23 protein-coding genes and 1 tRNA gene are annotated in these 18,089 nt (G+C 69.4%); 12 read left to right on the top strand and 12 right to left on the bottom strand.

The genetic code is table 11. The features are described from left to right. The first annotated feature begins 65 nt into the window (after positions 1-65). The 9 genes from G6N58_RS13550 (at position 66) to G6N58_RS13510 (ending at position 5,771) form a co-directional block, all read left to right on the top strand. A complete protein-coding gene (locus G6N58_RS13550) occupies positions 66-311 on the top strand; it encodes a hypothetical protein (RefSeq protein ID WP_068915187.1) in 246 nt (81 codons plus the stop codon). After that, complete coding sequence (locus G6N58_RS13545; protein ID WP_163908161.1) at positions 299-601, top strand: hypothetical protein; 303 nt, start codon at positions 299-301, stop codon at positions 599-601. Before G6N58_RS13550 ends, G6N58_RS13545 begins: the two co-directional genes overlap by 13 nt. A gap of 42 nt (positions 602-643) precedes the next feature. Further along, on the top strand, positions 644-886 hold the full coding sequence (locus tag G6N58_RS13540; protein ID WP_115278354.1) for a hypothetical protein: 243 nt from the start codon (positions 644-646) through the stop codon (positions 884-886). A gap of 59 nt (positions 887-945) precedes the next feature. After that, positions 946-2,172: an Nramp family divalent metal transporter gene (locus G6N58_RS13535; RefSeq protein ID WP_115281534.1), complete on the top strand. Its 1,227-nt coding sequence runs from the start codon at positions 946-948 to the stop codon at positions 2,170-2,172. Continuing rightward, a complete protein-coding gene (locus tag G6N58_RS13530; RefSeq protein ID WP_115278355.1) occupies positions 2,173-3,231 on the top strand; it encodes a poly-gamma-glutamate hydrolase family protein in 1,059 nt (352 codons plus the stop codon). It begins immediately after the preceding gene. Between the two features lie 124 nt (positions 3,232-3,355). Beyond that, a complete protein-coding gene (locus G6N58_RS13525; protein WP_083230538.1) occupies positions 3,356-3,634 on the top strand; it encodes an ANTAR domain-containing protein in 279 nt (92 codons plus the stop codon). A 51-nt stretch (positions 3,635-3,685) separates the two neighbouring features. Next, on the top strand, positions 3,686-4,447 hold the full coding sequence (locus G6N58_RS13520; protein ID WP_272866076.1) for a DUF1365 domain-containing protein: 762 nt from the start codon (positions 3,686-3,688) through the stop codon (positions 4,445-4,447). Between the two features lie 80 nt (positions 4,448-4,527). After that, positions 4,528-5,076, top strand: a complete 549-nt coding sequence (locus tag G6N58_RS13515) for a sigma-70 family RNA polymerase sigma factor (RefSeq protein WP_068915184.1) — start codon at positions 4,528-4,530, stop codon at positions 5,074-5,076. Next, positions 5,073-5,771: an anti-sigma factor gene (locus G6N58_RS13510; RefSeq protein ID WP_115278356.1), complete on the top strand. Its 699-nt coding sequence runs from the start codon at positions 5,073-5,075 to the stop codon at positions 5,769-5,771. The genes G6N58_RS13515 and G6N58_RS13510 overlap by 4 nt, the downstream gene beginning before the upstream one ends. Here the strand turns inward: G6N58_RS13510 and G6N58_RS13505 are convergent. Beyond that, positions 5,764-6,858 (bottom strand): glutamate--cysteine ligase, encoded by a 1,095-nt coding sequence (locus G6N58_RS13505; RefSeq protein WP_232067851.1) that lies wholly within the window; start codon positions 6,856-6,858, stop codon positions 5,764-5,766. The genes G6N58_RS13510 and G6N58_RS13505 overlap by 8 nt on opposite strands. Before the next feature lie 19 nt (positions 6,859-6,877). Here G6N58_RS13505 and G6N58_RS13500 point away from each other — a divergent pair, with 19 nt between their 5' ends. Then, the gene (locus G6N58_RS13500) at positions 6,878-7,696 is read left to right on the top strand and encodes a TIGR03621 family F420-dependent LLM class oxidoreductase (RefSeq protein ID WP_115278357.1); all 819 of its coding nucleotides are present in this window, start codon (positions 6,878-6,880) and stop codon (positions 7,694-7,696) included. Here G6N58_RS13500 and G6N58_RS13495 read toward each other — a convergent pair. Continuing rightward, entirely contained in the window at positions 7,690-7,893 is a 204-nt protein-coding gene (locus G6N58_RS13495) for a CsbD family protein (RefSeq protein WP_068915181.1), read from the bottom strand. The two genes, G6N58_RS13500 and G6N58_RS13495, sit on opposite strands and share 7 nt — an antisense overlap. Before the next feature lie 66 nt (positions 7,894-7,959). Here G6N58_RS13495 and G6N58_RS13490 point away from each other — a divergent pair. After that, a tRNA-Arg gene (locus tag G6N58_RS13490) sits at positions 7,960-8,032 on the top strand. Between the two features lie 22 nt (positions 8,033-8,054). Here G6N58_RS13490 and G6N58_RS13485 read toward each other — a convergent pair. Then, on the bottom strand, positions 8,055-8,855 hold the full coding sequence (locus G6N58_RS13485) for an SDR family oxidoreductase (protein WP_115278358.1): 801 nt from the start codon (positions 8,853-8,855) through the stop codon (positions 8,055-8,057). 84 nt (positions 8,856-8,939) lie between these two features. Here G6N58_RS13485 and G6N58_RS13480 point away from each other — a divergent pair, with 84 nt between their 5' ends. Further along, positions 8,940-9,701 carry a helix-turn-helix transcriptional regulator gene (locus tag G6N58_RS13480; protein ID WP_197746420.1) on the top strand — a complete coding sequence of 254 codons (762 nt, stop codon included), beginning with the start codon at positions 8,940-8,942 and terminating at the stop codon, positions 9,699-9,701. Here G6N58_RS13480 and G6N58_RS13475 read toward each other — a convergent pair. From G6N58_RS13475 to G6N58_RS13435, 9 genes are all read right to left on the bottom strand, one after another. Further along, the gene (locus tag G6N58_RS13475; protein WP_115278359.1) at positions 9,683-10,744 is read right to left on the bottom strand and encodes an MSMEG_0565 family glycosyltransferase; all 1,062 of its coding nucleotides are present in this window, start codon (positions 10,742-10,744) and stop codon (positions 9,683-9,685) included. The two genes, G6N58_RS13480 and G6N58_RS13475, sit on opposite strands and share 19 nt — an antisense overlap. A gap of 2 nt (positions 10,745-10,746) precedes the next feature. After that, positions 10,747-11,583 carry a carbon-nitrogen hydrolase family protein gene (locus tag G6N58_RS13470; protein WP_068915177.1) on the bottom strand — a complete coding sequence of 279 codons (837 nt, stop codon included), beginning with the start codon at positions 11,581-11,583 and terminating at the stop codon, positions 10,747-10,749. A gap of 10 nt (positions 11,584-11,593) precedes the next feature. Further along, on the bottom strand, positions 11,594-13,012 hold the full coding sequence (locus G6N58_RS13465; protein WP_115278360.1) for an MSMEG_0567/sll0787 family protein: 1,419 nt from the start codon (positions 13,010-13,012) through the stop codon (positions 11,594-11,596). Beyond that, entirely contained in the window at positions 13,012-14,067 is a 1,056-nt protein-coding gene (locus tag G6N58_RS13460; protein ID WP_115278361.1) for an MSMEG_0568 family radical SAM protein, read from the bottom strand. The genes G6N58_RS13465 and G6N58_RS13460 overlap by 1 nt, the downstream gene beginning before the upstream one ends. A gap of 23 nt (positions 14,068-14,090) precedes the next feature. Next, on the bottom strand, positions 14,091-15,368 hold the full coding sequence (locus tag G6N58_RS13455; RefSeq protein WP_115278362.1) for an MSMEG_0569 family flavin-dependent oxidoreductase: 1,278 nt from the start codon (positions 15,366-15,368) through the stop codon (positions 14,091-14,093). Beyond that, a complete protein-coding gene (locus tag G6N58_RS13450) occupies positions 15,368-15,661 on the bottom strand; it encodes an MSMEG_0570 family nitrogen starvation response protein (protein WP_068915173.1) in 294 nt (97 codons plus the stop codon). Before G6N58_RS13450 ends, G6N58_RS13455 begins: the two co-directional genes overlap by 1 nt. After that, the gene (locus tag G6N58_RS13445; RefSeq protein ID WP_115278363.1) at positions 15,654-16,544 is read right to left on the bottom strand and encodes a carbon-nitrogen hydrolase family protein; all 891 of its coding nucleotides are present in this window, start codon (positions 16,542-16,544) and stop codon (positions 15,654-15,656) included. The genes G6N58_RS13450 and G6N58_RS13445 overlap by 8 nt, the downstream gene beginning before the upstream one ends. Positions 16,545-16,551: 7 nt before the next feature. Then, on the bottom strand, positions 16,552-17,073 hold the full coding sequence (locus G6N58_RS13440; protein WP_068915171.1) for an MSMEG_0572/Sll0783 family nitrogen starvation response protein: 522 nt from the start codon (positions 17,071-17,073) through the stop codon (positions 16,552-16,554). Positions 17,074-17,229: 156 nt separating this feature from the next. Continuing rightward, complete coding sequence (locus tag G6N58_RS13435; protein ID WP_232067850.1) at positions 17,230-18,018, bottom strand: helix-turn-helix transcriptional regulator; 789 nt, start codon at positions 18,016-18,018, stop codon at positions 17,230-17,232. Between the last annotated feature and the right edge of the window lie 71 nt (positions 18,019-18,089).

Here is an 18,089-nt window from a genome sequence, read left to right as displayed (position 1 = left end):
TACTTGCTGGCAAAGCGCTGTAGGCTCTGGACATCATTGATGCCTTCGAGGACAAGGACCCAGGGATGAAGTCTCGTCTGACCGTCGCCGCACTGCTCGCAGCCGCTGGTGCTGCCGGGGCCATCATGGCCGCGCCGCTGGCGTCGGCTGAGCCCCCGCGCACCGACTGCACGCAAGCCGGCAACATCGTCTCCGGTACCAGCACGGTGTGCCAGAGCCCGGGCAATGCCCAGATCACCAGCTCGCCCGGTCAGCTCGGCGAGACCCAGTGGGGCATGTGGCCGTGGGGTGGAGGCATGTGGGTCCTCTAGACCCCGGCCCCATGCGCGTCTCGACGCCTTTCGCTCCGCCGCTGGCAGTCCTCGCGCTGTCGGCGGCGGTGCTCTCTGCGCCGGTGGCTCTGCTGCTTGCGCCGGTGGCGGCGGCCCAGCCGCAGTGCGGCGCCGTCGGCTCCCAGCCGGCCACCCCGCAGACCACGGTGTGCACCACCGGCGGCAGCACTCAGATCGTCACCGGTCCGGCCGAATTGGGCCAGCCCACCTGGCCGGGCTTCACCTACCGCTACTGGGACTACCCGAACTACGTCGTGACATTCCCTTGAGCCCTGCTCAGGCGTAAAATCGCTCCATCGATCGGAGCGACCATGTGCACCACAACACAACTCTTCGCACCGCCGCTGACAGCCCTGGCGCTGTCGGCGGCGGTTCTTTTTTCGCCCACCGCCGCGGCCTTGCCGAACTGCGTGAACGTCTCTCCGCAGACCACGCAGTGCGAGACCCGGGGCAGCGCGCAGATCACCACCACCCCACCACCGATGAACTACGGCTGGGGTTGGGGATGGGGCTGGGGCTGGGACGGCCCCGGTTTCGTCTTCGGGTTCGGCTGAACACATTTTTCGGCTACCCTAACTTTCTGATTCGTTTCCACGGATAGAGAGTGGGGCAGTTGAGCCAGGTCACCCGAGCGCCTCTGCGGTCCGGATTCGTTCTGCTGGGGCCGGCGTTCGTCGCCGCCATCGCCTACGTCGACCCAGGCAACGTCGCCGCCAACGTCAGCGCCGGCGCGCAGTTCGGATTCCTGCTGGTGTGGGTGATCGTGCTGGCCAACGTGATGGCCGGGCTGGTGCAGTTCCTGTCCGCCAAACTGGGCCTGGTCACGGGGCGCTCACTGCCGGAGGCCGTCGCCGACCACACCCGCAGGCGCACCCGGATCGCCTACTGGCTGCAGGCCGAATTGGTGGCCATGGCAACCGATCTTGCCGAAGTGGTGGGCGGGGCCATCGCGCTGTACCTCTTGTTCGACCTGCCGCTGCTGGTCGGCGGCATCATCACCGGAGCGGTGTCACTGGTGCTGCTGCTGGTACAGGACCGCCGCGGGCAGAAGGTGTTCGAGCGGGTCATCACCGGACTGCTGCTGGTCATCGCGATCGGCTTCCTGACCAGCCTGGTGGTGGCACCCCCGTCCGTCGACGACGTGGCCGCCGGATTGATCCCCAGGTTCGACGGTGCCGAGAGCGTGCTGCTGGCCACCGCCATGCTGGGCGCGACGGTCATGCCGCACGCGGTCTACCTGCACTCCGGGCTGGCCCGCGACCGGCACGGACATCCGGCGGCGGGCGCACCGCGACGGCGGCTGTTGCAGGTGACCAAATGGGATGTGGCACTGGCCATGCTGGTGGCCGGCGCGGTGAACCTGGCGATGCTGCTGGTGGCCGCCACCACTCTGCAGGGGCGCGACGACACCGACTCCATCGAAGGCGCCCACGCCGCGGTCCAGGACACCCTGGGGCCCACCATCGCGCTGCTGTTCGCCATCGGCCTGCTGGCCTCAGGGCTGGCCTCCACCTCGGTGGGCGCATACGCCGGCGCGATGATCATGGACGGGCTGCTCAAGATCTCCGTTCCCATCCTGGTGCGACGGCTGGTCACACTGATCCCCGCACTGGTGATCCTGGGCATCGGCTTCGACCCCAGTCGCGCCCTGGTGCTCTCCCAGGTGGTGCTGTCGTTCGGCATCCCCTTCGCCCTGATTCCGCTGGTTCGCCTGACCAGCGACCGCCGGTTGATGGGGGACGACGCCAACCACCGGGTCACCACCGCACTCGGGTGGGCGGTCGCGGCGTTGATTAGTGTGCTGAATGTGGTGCTCATCTATCTGACCGTGACGGGCTGAGTGTCGGTCCGTCACCTCTATTTCGCGTACGGGTCCAACCTGTGCGTGCAGCAGATGGCGCGCCGCTGTCCCGATGCCGCGACACCGCGTCCGGCGGTCCTGACCGATCACGACTGGCTGATCAACGAACGCGGGGTTGCCACCGTCGAGCCCTTCACCGGCTCGCGCGTGCACGGGGTCGTCTGGGAGGTGTCCGACCGCGACCTGGCCACGCTGGACAGTGCCGAAGGGGTGCCGGTGCGCTACCGCCGCGACCGGATGACGGTGCAGACCGACGACGGACCGACATCGGTCTGGGTCTACATCGACCACCGGGTGGAACCGGGAGCACCGCGACCCGGCTACCTCGAGCGCATCATCGCCGGCGCCGTGCACCACGGGTTGCCGCCACGCTGGGTGGAGTTCCTGCGGCGCTGGGATCCGGTGCACTGGCCGCGGCAGCTGGGTCCGGCGACGGCCGGTGCACCGCAGTCGCTGACCGACCTGCTGGCCGTTCCGGGAGTGGTCGAAAGGGCTACGCTGCGCTCCCGATTCGGGTTCATGGCCATCCACGGCGGCGGGCTCGAACGCATGACAGACGTGATCGCCGAGCGGGCGGCCGACGCGGCGGGCGCCTCGGTGTATGCCGTGCACCACCCTGACCACTACCCCGACCACCTCGCCTCCGCGCTGTACCGGCCGGCCGAGTCCGCGCAGTTACAGCAGTTCCTCGACCACGTCGACATCGTGGTGTCCGTGCACGGCTACGGCCGGCTGGGTCGCAGCACCCACCTGCTCGCCGGCGGGACCAACCGCACCCTGGCAGAGCACCTCCACCGTCACGTCGTCGTACCGGGTTACCACGTCATCACCGACCTCGACGAGATCCCGCCCGAGTTGCGCGGCCTGCACCCGGACAACCCGGTGAATCTCCCCCGCCACGGCGGGGTGCAGGTGGAACTGTCGCCGCGGGTGCGCGGCATCAGCCCGCGCAGTGCGATGCCCGGTGACGACGGTCTGAGCCCGGCCACCTCGGCGCTGGTTCAGGGGTTGGCCGCCGCCGCCCGCACCTGGGTGTGACACCGGGACGACGCCCGCCATTCACCGTTTGTTGTGGTGTTGCTGGACTGTTGGTAAAAGTCCGTCAAATTGGTTGTCTGCCAACTAGAGTGGGAGCTTCATTGCAACTGGAAGGTCTGGCGCGTTGCCTCGGAACACACTCATCCCGTCCACCGACAGTCGGTACCTGGATATCGCCAAAGGTGTCCTGGTGGCACTGCGCGGCTGTAGCGCCGACGACGCGTTCACCGAGATCGCCCGCACCTCCAAGCAGTTCGGGCTCGGCACCTTGACGCTGGCGCGGGCCCTGGTCCAGCTGGCCGAAGGCTCGATGGCCATCGTCGCCGGGCCTGCTGCCGAGGCGGCGACCCAGACCTGGGGGCATCTGATCGCGGGTAGTCGCGGCGCCGCGCAGCCCGCCTGAGTTTGCTCCCATCCGCTGCGACATCTGCTCCGAATAGCAGATGTGCAAGCCTTGGACACGAGCACCCCCGCGCTGTACCGCACCCGTGTCATGCATCTGCGCCGCGCGCCGGCGCATCACTACTTCGAGCACACGGGTTACAGCTGGTACATCGACGTTGACGCACCGCCGCGGTTGCCTGCGTTCTTGCGCTCCTTCGCGCGGTTCGAGGCCCAGGACCACTTCGAGGAACCGGCCGACGGACCCGACACCCTGCGCCGACGCGTCGAGCAGGTGCTGGCGGAACACGACGTGTATCTGCCCGGCGGCCGGATCACCGCGCTGCTGCAGGCCCGGGTGCTCGGATATGTGTTCAATCCGCTGAGCCTGTTCTGGTGTCACGACGCCACCGGTGAGGTTCGCGCCGTCATCGCCGAGGTCCACAACACCTACGGCGACCGGCACGCCTACCTCCTGCCCCCGGATCAGGGCCAGCCGGCGGTGGTGCCCAAACAGCTCTACGTCTCCCCCTTCCAGGGCAACGACGGCCACTACCTGGTGCGGGCGCCGCGCCCCGACGACCGCCTGGACATCACGATCTCGCTGCACCGCGACGATGAGCCCGCGTTTGTGGCGACGCTGCGCGGCACCCGCCGCAGTGCCAGTGCGGCCCAGGTGGCCAGGCTGCAGCTGACGGCACCGTTGGCCCCGCTGATGGGGGCGTTGGCGATCCGCACCCACGCCGCCGCCCTGATGCTGCGCGGCGTGCCGACCGTCCCGCGGGAGATCCCCGTGCACTCCGCCGCCGGGGCCCAGGGGGTGCACGGACCATGACCCTGGCCGACAGCCCGCCGGTCCCACTGCGCGAAAGCGCGCGTGACTGCACAAGCCGGACCGCACCGCCGGTTATCCTCATGCTCGTGACGGACCTCGACGTGCTGCTGCGCCGAGTGGCTCGCGGCGACGCCGATGCCTTCGCGCAGTTCTACGATCTCACCCGGTCTCGGGTATACGGCCTGGTCACACGGGTTCTTCGGGATCCCGGGTACAGCGAGGAAACCACTCAGGACGTCTATCTCCAGGTGTGGCGCTCGGCCGGGAACTTCGATCCCGCCGCCGGATCGGCGCTGTCCTGGCTGATGACCCTGGCCCATCGCAGGGCCGTGGACCGGGTGCGTTCGGAGCAGGCGGCGACGACGCGCGAGTCCCGCTACGGTGCCGCGAACGTCGAATTGGCCAGCGACAACGTGAGCGACGCGGTGATCTCCCGCGAAGAGCGACAGGAGGTCGTTTCCTGCCTGGACGGCCTGACCGACCTGCAACGAGAATGTATCCAAATGGCGTACTACGACGGCCTGACCTACGTGCAGGTGTCCGAAAAGCTGTCAGCCAACCTGGCGACGGTGAAGTCGCGCATGCGTGACGCACTCCGCGGGCTGCGCAACTGCCTGGGGGTGCGATGACCAGCCCCGAATCAGACGTGATGGACCTCGCGGTCCCCTACGCACTGCATGCGCTCAGCGACGACGAACGCGACGCGGTGGACGCCGAGGTGGCCCGCGCCGGGCGGGAAGCGGCGTTCTACGACGAGGTACGCGCGGTGCGCGAGGCCATGGCCCATCTGTCGGCGGCGACCGCAACCGAACCACCGGCGCATCTGCGGGACGCGGTGCTGTCCGCCGCTTCCGCCGACAATGTCCGCGCCCTGCCCCGCCGTAACTGGCGGCAGGCGGTGCTGGCGGGCGCTGCGGCGTTGGTGATCGGGCTCGGTGCCCTCGGCGCCGGGCTGGCACTGCGGCCGGCTCCCGCGCCGTCGACCACCGAGCAGATCTTCGCCGCCCCCGACGTCCGCACGGTCTCCGGTGAACTGCCCGGCGGCGGGCAGGCCACCCTGGTGTTCTCCCATGAGCGGGACGCGGCCTACCTGGTGATGAACAACGTGCCGCCGCCGTCGACGGGCACCGTTTACCAGATGTGGCTGCTGCACGACGGCCAGGCGACCTCGGCGGGCACGATGGATGCCGCGTCGGTGTCGCCGTCCACCACGGCCGTGGTTCCCGACCTGGGCGACTCGACCGAGCTCGCGTTCACCGTCGAACCCGGCACCGGCTCGGAGCAACCGACCAGCGAGCCGTTCGCCAGCCTGCCGCTCACCTGACGGTGGACGCGGCAGCGTCGGCCAGGACATCGCCGATGTCCTTGCGCCGCCGCCACGCTCGCCGCTGCCGGGCCGCGCCGTTGCCCTCGCCGAGCACCCGCTGCACCTCGGCGCTCGCATAGTCCCAGTCGCCGGCGGCCTCCAGGGCGGGCCGGACCTCGTTGACGAACACAGAGATCAGCTCCGGCATCCGGCGCTCGGCCCCGTCCCGGGCGGCCCGCCAATACGCCGCACGCAGAACGTGTTCGGGCAGCACCGAATCCAGATCTGGGCGTCGCAGCGCCGTCATCACCGCGGCGCGGACCAGCGTCGCCAACAAGGTGGTCTCGGCGGCCGTCGAGGGCACGTCGGAGGCGCGGATCTCGACCGTGGGGAAATTGGCGGACGGCCGGGCATCCCAATAGACCATGCCGTTGTCGAGAATGGCTCCGGCGTCCTGCAATTCGGAGACCACCGCGTAGTACTCGGCCGCTGAGCGCAGATGCGGTGGTGGTCCGGCGCTGGGCCAGCGGGCCCAGAGGATGTGCCGCCAGCTGGCGTAGCCGGTGTCGCTGTTGCGGTAGATGGCCGAGTTGGCGGTCAGCGCCAACAGCACCGGCAACCACGGCCGCAGCCGCGTGCACACCCGCACCGCGGCGTCGGCGTCCGGGACGGCGACATGCACATGACAGCCGGAGATTCCCTGCTCGTGGGCGATCATGCCGAACTGCTCGGCAATGCGGTGGTATCGAGGTTTGTCGGTGATGGGGAATTCGTGGGGCACCGTCGGAGGCAGCGCGACGGCCAACAGCTGCGCGCCGGCCTTCTCGGCCGCGGCCGCGCTGATCTGCCGCAGGCGGGTGACCTCGGCCAGCACCTGATCGGGAGTGTTCAGGATGCCGGTGGCGGTCTCCACCTGGCAGGTGGTCAGTTCCTTCTGCAGCTGCACGCCGTGGGCCTCGGCATATGTGGCCACGTCGTCGTTTTTCGCGACGGGGGCTCCGCTGTCCGGGTCGACGAGCAGGAATTCCTCTTCGACACCTATGGTCGGTGGATCACCGAAGTCGTCAATCACCGCCGCGGGATTCACCGATGCGGGCCGGGTCAAACGCGTACCATCCGTGCCGATGAGCGGTCAGTTCCGATTCGGTGTCGGCGTCAACCATCTGCAATCACGTACTGCACTGCTGGACAATGCGAGGCGCTTCGAGGACCTCGGTTTTGATGTCTTCATCGTGCCCGACCACCTCGGAGCGATTGCCCCCTTCCCCGCTCTGGCCGCTGTGGCGGCGGTCACGTCGACGATCCGGCTGGGCACCAATGTCCTCAATTGCGGCTTCTACAGGCCAGCGCTGCTGGCCCGCGACGCCGCTGACGTCGCGACGCTGAGTGAGGGTCGGCTGGAACTCGGTTTGGGTGCGGGATATGTGCGCCAAGAGTTCGAGGCCGCAGAGCTGCCCTACCCAACGGCCGGGCAGCGGGTGCGCCACCTCGAGCACTGCGTTGCGTATCTCCGGGAACACCATCCCGACATCCCCCTGCTGGTCGCGGGCAACGGCGACCGAGTGCTGACGCTGGCCGCGCAACATGCGCAGATCGTCGGGCTCACAGGTTCCGACCTCGGCAAAGGTGTGGCCGATCCTTTGGCCGAGAGGGTGGAGTTCGTGCGCGAAGCCACCGATGGCCGTGAGGTGGAGTTGAACCTGACGATCACCGCGGCGCCCACCGATGAGACCGGTCACGCCGACCTCTCCCTGATGCGCCGCTATGCTCCACACTCCTCGGACGAGGAGCTGACACGCCTGCCCGGCGTGCTGTCCGGGACGCCGCGCGACATGGCCGACCAGGTGCACACGCTGCAGGAGCGGTACGGCATCAGCTACCTGACGGTGATGCTGCGCCACGCCGAGCAGTTCGCGAAGGTGATTGCCGAACTACGTCAGTAGGTGTTTCGTGTGGTGCGGGTCCGTCGACCCCGCACCGAGTCTTTGATCTTCTCCCCCGCCGAGCGAACGCTGGCGTTCATCTGCTCGGACCTGCCTTCGAACTGCATACGGCGGTTGCCGGTCACCCGGCCCACTTTCTCCTTGGCGATGCCGGTGAGCTTGTCGACCTTGATCCACGCCTTGTCTGATGCACTCATGGCAGCAGGATTACCGGCCCTCCGTCGGCGCAAACCCCACCCCGTCCCGAGTACACTCCCACCGTCGCCCCCGTAGCTCAGGGGATAGAGCACGGCTCTCCTAAAGCCGGTGTCGCAGGTTCGAATCCTGCCGGGGGCACTCAGCGCCGATTCTTTGCACGTCAGATCTTCTGCTCCGTCGGCAGCACGGTGATCTCGGTCAGGTTGATGTGGCGCGGCAGGGCGGCCAGGAAGGCGACCACCTCGGCGATGTCGGCGGACTGCAGGGCGTCGATGTCGGCGATCAGATCCGCCATCAGGGTGGAGGCGGCGGGATCGGAGACGTGATCGGGCAGCTCGGTGTCGACCATGCCCGGTTCGATGGTCGACACCCGGATCTTCTCCTCCCCCAGCTCGGTGCGCAGCAGCCGCGATAGGTGGGCCACCAGCGCCTTGGTGCCCGAGTACACCTGGAACCGTTCCAGGATCCGCACCGCGGCGATCGATGAGGTGGTGATCAGGTCGGTTGTGCGTCCCTCGGCGGCGGCAGCACGCAGCTGCGGCAGGAACGCCGCGATGGTGTTCATCACCCCTCCCACGTTGGTGTGCAGCTGGGTGTCCCAGTCCTCGACGGCCAGATCGCTGATGCTGGAGATCAATTGGATGCCGGCGTTGGCGAACACCAGGTCGGCGGTGCCGAGCTCGTCGGCCACCCGGTGACCGGCAGCGAGCACGGCGTCGCGGTCGCGGACGTCGGTGGGCAGCGCCAAGGCCTCGCCCCCGGCGGCCCTGATGCGGTCCTCCAACTCGTCGAGGCGGTCACCGCGGCGCGCCAGCAGGGCGACCTTGGCCCCGAGTTCGGCCAGCCGCACCGACGTGGCCTCCCCGATCCCGCTGGACGCTCCCGTGACCACCGCGACCCGGCCCGCCAGCGGGGACCCGGAGAGCAACTGTGCAGAGGTGGTGTTTCGTGTTTCGGTCATGGGTCCAGCGTGGGCGCCCGCGCGCCAGGGTGGGGGGACGTCTCACGTCCCCCCACCGCCCCGCCCGGTCCCTAGGATCGGGGCATGCCGAGCGAGTTGGGTGATTTCCTGCGCACCAGACGCGCGAAGGTCGGACCCGAGGACATCGGGCTGGTCCCCGGTGGGCCGCGTCGGGTGACGGGCCTTCGGGGCGAGGAGGTGGCGCTGGCTGCGGGTGTCAGCGTGGACTACTACCGCAGACTCGAGCAGGGCCGCGAGCTCCGCCCGTCCCCCGAGGTGCTGGCTGCGCTCTCGTCGATCCTGCAGCTCAGTGAGCCCGAGCAGCAGTATGTCTACTCCCTGGCCGGGGTGGCCCGCCGGCTCGACGAGCAGGCGTCGATCCGCCCGGTGCCGCCGGAGTTGTTGTCACTCATGGACTCCTGGGAAGAAGCCGGCGCCATGGTGCTCGACCCGCTGCTGGACATCGTGGTGCTCAACAGCCGGGCCGCCGAACTGTTCTGCGGGTTCACCGAGACGGCGAATCTGCTCGAGATGGTGTTCCTGGACCCCGAAGGACGTCGCTTCTACGTCGACTGGGAGGCCGCGGCCCAGGGCACGGTCGCGAATCTGCGGGCCAGTGCCGATTTCAGCCACACTCCGGCGCGCCTGACCGAACTGCTCGAGACGCTCAACAGCGGCAGCGAGGAGTTCGCCGCCTACTGGTCGCGCCATGATGTGCAGCCCAAGACCCACGAGACCAAGCTGCTGCACCACCCGGTCCGGGGGCGGCTGACCGCCGACTTCCATGCCTTCGGAGTGGCCAGCGCACCGGGCTATCAGCTGTTGATCTACCGGGAGCGCTCGTAGAACTCGATGTGCGCGGCCGCGGCGGCGGCCCAGGTCCGGCTGCGTGCCAGCGCCCGGCCGGGGCCCGGGTCCGGCGGCGCCTCGATGGCGGCCTGCAGCGCCGCCGCAAAACCGGCCGGCGTGGACGCGAAAGTCACTGTGCTACCCAAGACTTCCCGCAGGACCGGCAGATCGCGGGCCACCACGGGTCGGCCTGCCGCCAGGGCCTCCATGGCCGCCAGACCGAAGCCCTCTTTGGTGGACGGAAACGCGAAGGCGTCACAGGCGGCCACCAGACTGGGGAGCTCGGCATCGTCGACCGCACCCAGGATCACCGGATGCACGCTCAGCTCCCTGCACCGTTGCTCGAAGGCGCTGCGGTAGTCGCGGTAGTCGAACAGCGTCTCCCCGCCGGCGATCACCAGGGGCACCCCCGGCAGCAGCGCCATGGCCTCCACCAGATCCAGGGTGCCTTTCCGGGGTTCGATGCCGCCGACGGCCAGCACATAATGACCGAGCTGTGCCCGCCAGCGGGCCAGCGCCGCAGCATCCGAGGCCGCGTCGATGAACCGTTGTGCAGCAACACCATTGGGAATCACCTCAGGCGTGAAACCCCAGCCGGCCCGCACCTGCGCGGCCACCGCTTCCGACACGCAGATCCGGGCGTAGGGGTCGACGATCGCGCGCTCGTGACACTGCGCCAGCACCGGGGTGGTGAACTCGTCGAGGTGATGGATGGTGCGGATACACCGGCCCACCGCGTTGGCGCTGATGCAGTCCTGGGCATGCACGATATCGAAGTCAGCGGCGCAGAACGCTTCTCGCAGCGTGGCGATCGACCGCACGATGCGGTCGGTCACGGTGTCGCCGGGTAGGTCGGTGAACTCGGCCAGCTTCACCGTCACCGCGGGATCAACCTCGCGGAAGAAGCCGCGGTCGCCGGCGCGGGCCAGTGACCACACCGTCACCGCCACCCCGCGCGCCGCCAGCGCCTCGGCCAGGTTCAGCGTGTGGACCACGCCGCCACGGGGTTTCGTGGAGTAGGTCAGCAACGCAACGCGCATCGTCACAACGGGCTCCGGTAGGTGTCAGGACGCAGCTCGGCGAGGTGGTTGAGCACCTTGCGCGCGCGGCCGACCTCGGCCTCGACGTCGATCGCCACCTTGGCCAGCCCGCCTTTGGCGCGGGTGGTGGCCAGGATGTCGCCACCGGGCCCGACCACCTTCGCCTGACCGAGAAACCGCAGATTGCCCATCACGCCGGTCTGGTTCGACGACACCACCACGACCTGATTCTCCGCAGCCCGCGCGCAGTCGTACAGGTCGAACAGCCGGGACTGCCGGTCGGCGGGCAACCGGGACGCGCGGTCGGTGATGCTGGCCGGCCAGGCCGACAACGCGGCGATGATGTGCGCGTCGGCGGCAGCGAGGGCGCGCGCGGCCTCCGGGAAGGTCTTGTCGTAGTCGATCAGCATGCCGAGTCGGCCCACCGGGGTGTCGAACACCGAGAAGCCGTCTCCGGCCAGATAGGTCAGCGCCTCCCCAGCCGGCTGGTGCACCTTGCGGTGGGTGCCCAGCACGCCGTCGCCCGTGACGCAGATGGCGGCGTTGTAGCGCCCGCCCCCGACGCTGGCTTCGGCATAGCCCAGGCACACCGTCATCGGCCCGGCTGCGGCGATCACCGCGGCGATCTCGGGTCCGTCGGGATCCAGCGCCGGCGGTGGGTCCTCGGGGTCCGGCGCCCGGAAGTCGCCGATGTACCCGCCGAGGCAGGCGTCGGGGAACACCAGCAGGTCCACCCCGTCCTGCCGCGCGGCGGCGGTGATGCCGACCACCTTCTCGACGCAGCGCGGCAGGTCGCGCCCGAAGTGCGCGGCCACCGCGGCCAGGGTCACCACCGTCATCGGGAGTACCTTACGACGTGCCCAGCCCGGTCACCGCGGACGAGAGCACACCGGTCACCACCCCGTCGGGCCAGCGCAGCCGCACCCCCGGTTCGGTCGTCAGCACACCACATTCCGCGGTGCGGACACCGGCGGGCAGCGCCGCGGGCTCCTGCGGGCCTGCGGTCAGCATGCCGTACCCCGGGAAACAGGTCAGCCAGTCCCCGACCGTCGCCTCCGCAGGTCGGGGCACCGCCGCCACATTCAGCTCGGCGCCGGTCCCGCAGGCCTCGGCCAACATTCCGAGTGTGCCGGCGATACCGGCCATGCTGACGTCCTTGGCGGCCTTCGGCGCCGTCCGGCCCACCAGCGCGGCCATCGCTGCCAGCTCCGCGCTGCGGCGCGTACTGGTCGAATCCCATTGTCGCCCGGTGTAACCCGGACGCCAGCCACCGGTGGTGTCCACCGTCAGCCGCACGGCGTCGCCGGCCGCCCCGCCGCCGCCGCGTACCGGTGCGCTGCTGCTGCCCAACGCGGTGACCGACAGCGCCGCCGGGACACCGACCTGGGTGTGCCCGCCGAGCACCGGCACCTGCCAGGCGGCGCTGGCGCGGGCCAGCCCGGTCATCACCCGGTCCAGCAGGGCGCGGGTGGGTGCGCCGACAGCGTCGAGCAGACCCACCGCAGTGGCGCCCATGGCGGTGAGGTCGTTGATGTTGACCAGCACGGCGCACCACCCCGCCCATTCCGGGTCCCGTTCCACCATCGAGGGCACGATCGCATCGCACGCGGCGATGAGGTCGCTGCCGGGAATCGGCGCCCCGTCGTCGCCGACGAAGCCGGCGGTTCCCAGCCCGCCGGGCACGGCCCGCAGCGGTGCCAAGGTGTCACCGAGAAACGATTTGGTGGCTGCGGCGCTCCGCTGGATCCGGTGCAGAGGCCAGCGCACCCAGGCATGGTCCTGGCCGGCCACCACCCGGGTTCCCAGCCGGTCCCAACCCAGGTGAGCGAACAGTCGGGCGTAGCGCTGCTGCACGGTGGCCTCGAAACGCAGCACGCCCGCTGATTCGGCGTAGGCGCACGCGGCCCGGACCAGCGCCGGGCCCACTCCTGCCGAGCGCGCGGCCGGATCGACCACCAGCCGGCTGCCGGTCCACCAGCCCAGATCGGTGGCGGTGGCCGGGGTCAGCCGCACCCCGCCGAGCACCCGCCCGTCCGGGCCGGTGGCCACCAGCACCACGGTGCGGGGATCGTCGTCGAGGTCATCGCGGTCACTGCCGGTGAACAGACCCTGCTCGGCGACGAACTCCGATCGCCTCAGCCGCCCGTACGCGGCCAGCTGGTCATACCCGGAGGCCGGGCTGATCAGGAAAGGCTCGGGCGTGCGCGGCGTCCCGCACAGGATCGACAGCCCGACGGGGGCGTGCGCGCTTGCGGCGAACGGGATCATCAGGCCCCCAGGTTCTGCAGGACGCTGCACGCTCCGCAGGCCGCGCACCCGGCTCGTTGGTCGGCGCCGGCCATGTCCGCTGCGCGCAGCAGGGCTGCCACCTCCCGGCTGACCTTCTCGACCACACCGGCCTCCGGCGCTGGGGCGCCGTCGACGTCGACCGCCAGGGATCCGGGCTGCGGGCGGAACGGGACGACGAAGGGATACACGCCCATGGTGATGAGTTCGGCTGCGCCGCGGATCAATTCCTCGGGGTCCTCCCCGAGCCCGACCAGCAGGTAGGTCGACACCTGATTGCGTCCGAACACCCGGACCGCCTCACGCCACGCCTCGTGGTAGCGCGCCACGGTGACCTCTGCCTTGCCGGGCATCCAGCGTCGGCGGACATCCTCGTCGAGGGATTCGATGTGGATGCCGATGGCATCGGCGCCGGCTTCGCGCAGCTCGGTCAGCACCGCCAGGTCGGCGGGCGGCTCACACTGCACCTGGATGGGCAGCGAGGGCACCGCGGCCTTGACCGCGCGCACGCAACGGGCCAGGTGACGGGCGCCGCGGTCACTGCCCGCCGAGGTGCCCGTGGTCATCACCATCTGCGTCACACCGTCCAGACGCACTGCGGCAGCGGCCACCTCGGCCAGCTCGGCGGGCCTCTTGACGGCCGTGGTGGCGCCGGTGCGCAGGGACTCCTCGATGGTGCAGAACCGGCAGCGCTGGTCCTCGGCGTAGCGGATGCAGGTCTGCACCACGGTGGTGGCCAGGACGTTGCGGCCGTGCAGCCGGGCCAGCTTCTCGTAGGGCACCCCCTCAGCGGTACTCAGGTCGTAGAACCGGGGCCGGTGCACCACTTCGACGTCCAGCCCGACGTCCTCGCCGTCGAGGAGCACCCGGGTGCCGTCGAAAGCGAACGGGCTGTCGGGATTACGCGGGATGGCGGCATTGAGACCGTCGATCACCAGGTGGCCGTCGACGCTGGGCCCGGCGCCCGCGGTGCGGCTGACCGGTGGCGCACCGCGAAAACCCAGCAGAGCCAGATCGACTCGGGTGGATACGGACATGTCGTGTCCTCCTGATCGTGGGGTCAGTGCCCGACGGCGAGCCGCAGCACGGACTCGTGGTAGCCGCCGATGATGGCGGCGGCGACGTACGAGGCGTCGCGATCGATCCCGAGGAACCGCCCCGATCCCCAGGTGTGCATCCATGGCAGTCCGACGAAGCTCAGCCCCGGCACCGAGGTGACGCCGCGGGTCTGCATCGGCCGCCCCGCGCCGTCGAAGGCACTGGCCTCGATCCACCGGTAGTCCGGTCGGTAGCCGATGGCCCACACGATGCTGGTGACCCCTTCGGCCGCCAGATCCAGTGTGGTGGGCTCGGTGTCGGGCTCCCACACCGGGACGTAACGCGACGGTGGCGGCGCGGTGATGCCCTCGCGGTCGATGTAGGCGTCGATGTCCGAGCAGATCGAGTTGTACACCGCGTCGGCGTGGTCCAATGCGGTGCGCAGGGTGGGTTCGAAGGCCAGGGTGGAGTCCTTGCCGTCGGCCAGCGCGCCGTAGAGCTTCATCCCTTCGACGGCGAACTGCCGCAGGTCCACGTCCCGGCCGCCGTCGCGGCCGGTCACGTAGTGGTTGGTCTTCTCGATGGCCGCCTTGCCACCCGGATACTGTTGTGCGGCACGGTCGTAGAGCCCCATGTCGGACAGCCACGTCATGCAGTCGCGGCCGCGGTAGAACCGGGCCACCCGGGGCGCGTTGCCCACCGCCAGGTGCACCTGGCGCCGGGCCAGGTGCAGATCTTCGGCGATCTGCGCGCCGGACTGCCCGGTGCCCACCACCAGCACCGCGCCGTGGGGCAGTTGCCCGGCGTTGCGGTACTGCTCGGAGTGGATCTGGGTGATGCCCGGGTCCAGCGACGGGGAGTAGGCAGGCATCACCGGAAGGGGGTAACCGCCGGTGGCGATGACGGCGTTCTCACAGGTGAGAAACTCAGTGCCCGAGGGTGATTCGAGGGTGAGCGTGAACCCGCCTTCGACGCGCTGGGCCAACTTCGTGACCCGGGTGTGGGTGCGCAGCGGCGCGTGGAAGGTCTGCAACCAGCCCTGCAGCCAGTCCACCACCTCGTCGCGGGTCATGAACCCGTCCGGGTCCGGCCCGTCGTAGGTGTAGCCGGGCAGCTTGCAGTGCCAGTTGGGGGTCACCAGGGTGAAGTTGTCCCAGCGGCTGTCGGCCCAGGCGTGCACCGGGGTCTGCGCCTCGAGCACCTCGTGGTCGATGCCGGCGCGGCGCAGGTACCAGCTGACCGACAGGCCGGCCTGTCCACCGCCGATGATGGCCACCGGCACATGTGATGTTGTGGTCATCACCGCTCCATCTCGGGGTGCATGCCGACGATCACGATCTCCGCGTTACGGTCGAACTGCCGTGCAGCGCTGGTGATCTCCTCAGCGGTAGCTGCGGCCGAGGTGCAGGCGAAGCCGTACTTCGCCCGCACCCGGTCGCTGGCCTGCTGCAGCGCGGTGCCCGTGCGGTCCAGCAGGTCGGCGACGGTGTAGCGCTGCCCCGTGGTCAGGTAGTCGTGCATCACCAGGCTCGGGGAGTAGCAGGATTGGGTGGAACCGTCGGGCCAGCGGATGTCGAAGGTCATCTCAGGCATGCGCGAGCTCCGCCCAGGTGGTGGCGTCGGCATCGGTCAGCGGGCCGTACACATCGGGCCTGCGGTCACGCAGGTGGAACATCCCGGCGCGCATGGTGCGGAAGGTGGTGTCGACGTCGACGTCGGCGACCGCCATCCCGCTGCCCAGCAGGGTGGTGGCCAGGATGTTGCCTCCCGGGTCCACCACTTTGGCGTTGCCGACGTAGCGCAGCGACCCGAAGGTGCCGCTCTGGTTCGCCGCGACCCAGAACACCTGGTTGTCCAGGGCGCGGGCGATGTCGAACTGGTTGAACCGGTAGGTCCACCGGTCCTCCTGCAGGTTCTCCGCGGTGGCGGTGCGCGCCGCCGGCCAGGCCGACAGGCTGGCGATGATCTGCGCCCCGTCGAGGGCCATCATCCGGGCCGCCTCGGGAAAGGCCTTGTCGTAGCAGATCTGCAGGCCGATGCGACCGGCCGGGGTGTCGTGGACGTCGTAGCGGTCACCGGCGGAGTACGACATGCCCTCCCCCAGCGGTTGATGAACTTTGCGGTAGACGCCGTAGACCTGACCACCATCGAGCAATGCTGCTGCGTTGTAACGTGTTTCACCGTCGTCGGCAAGCTCGCAGAAGCCGATCGCCACCACCAGGTCACCGGCCAGTTGCTGCACCCGCCGGATCTCGGGCCCGTCGGCCCGGATGGCCGGTGGCAGCGAACGGGTGGTGGTCTTGACGGTGTCGCCGTGGTTGCCCAGCGACGACAGATACCCTCCGATGGCCGCTTCCGGCAGCGCCAGGAAGTCGACACCACGTTCGCGCGCCTCGTCGGCCAGCGCGGCAATCAGGGCGTAGTTCTGCTCCAGGTCGCGGGTGAAGTTCGCGGAAACCGCGGCAAGAGTGGTCATCTCGAACTCACACCATGTATGTGGAGTTGATGATGGCACCCTTGCGGGCGTAGTGGATCAGGGCGTCCTGGACGTCCAGCGGGTGCGCGGGGATGACGCCCTCGATCAGGTCCTCTTCACGACCGCCGTGCAGAGCGAGCCCGAAGCGGCAGGCGAATACCGTGCCGCCCTCGGAGATGAAGGTGGCCAGCGCGTCGTTGATGTTCTGCTCGCCCGGGAAACCGGAGTCGCCGGTGGTGGGAAACCCGCGGGTGGCCAGGCAGTTGATGGCACCCGGACCGTAGAAGTAGATGGCGGACTCGAATCCCTTGCGCAGCGCGCGGGTTGCCTGCAGGACGGCGACGAAGCTGACCGACGATTCGTGGGCGATGCCGTGCACCAGGGTGAAGTAGCTCTCGCCGTCCTCAGCCTGGTAGTCGGGGAAGATCTTGGTGCTGCCGTAGATGTTGCTGCCCTTGGGCAGCGACGGGTGGGGGATCTCGGCCAGAGATTTCGCGATGTTCTCGGTGATGGATGCGTCAAAAGCCATGGGGGACTCCGTTTCCGGGGAGACTCGGGTGCTGGGGGCCGACGAACTCGGCTGACACCCATTACAGGCCCGCACGATTTCCGTTTGGTTATCGGTGGAAGACGTCTGTGTTGCCGAAACGGCGATACCCGTAACGAGCCGGTAATCCGGCGTGGCTCACCGCTGCAACGACGCCAACCGGGCAGCCGTGTCGGTCCCCGGCACTGCGTGGTAGAGGTGCAGGTGCTGGCCGCCGGAGTCCGGGATGGGCAGCCGTGTCCTGCGCAGGCGCAACTCCCCCACCACCGGATGGCGCATGTGACTCTCCCCGGCCGGCCGGTAGCCCACGTCGGCGCGGTGCCAGAGCATGCTGAACCGGGGGCTCAACGCGCACATCTCCTGCACCAGGTCATCCAACCGCGGATCCCGGGCCTCGCCCCCGGCCACCTGGCGCAGCCCACCGACCACACCCGCGGTGACGTCCTCCCAGTCGACGTGCAGGTCGCGCTCGGCCGGGTCGAGGAACAACTGCCGCAGCACGTTGATCCCGCTCACGAAGTTCGGCGACAGCAGGCGGGCGGCGGCATTGGACGCCAGGCAGTCGACGCAGCGTCCCACCACCACGGCGGGCACTCCGAGCTGGTCGATGAGGGTCAGGACGTCGGCCGAGACCGTCTCCGCACCGTCGTACACCGGCTGGTTCTCGCGGGCCAGCTGGTGCAGGTGCGCTCTCCCGGCGTCGTCGAGGCGCAGCGCCCGGGCCAGCGCGTCGAGGATCTGCTCGGACGGGTTGGCGTTGCGCCCCTGCTCGATGCGCAGGTAATAGTCGGCGCTGATGCCCGCCAGCGCCGCCAGCTCCTCGCGGCGCAGCCCGTCCACCCGGCGGCGCGGCCCCGGCACCAGACCCACGTCCTGCGGGCGGACCTGCCCCCGTCGCAGGCGTAGGAACTCGCCGAGGGAACTCACCGGCCCGAGTGTAGGTGGGTTTGCCAGTACCCAGGATGGACCGGACCTACCCGCGGCGCCGCAACCGCAAC

It is taken from the genome of Mycolicibacterium tokaiense, assembly GCF_010725885.1.
Taxonomy (GTDB): Bacteria; Actinomycetota; Actinomycetes; order Mycobacteriales; family Mycobacteriaceae; genus Mycobacterium; species Mycobacterium tokaiense.
This window is presented reverse-complemented; position numbering and strand designations above follow the sequence as displayed.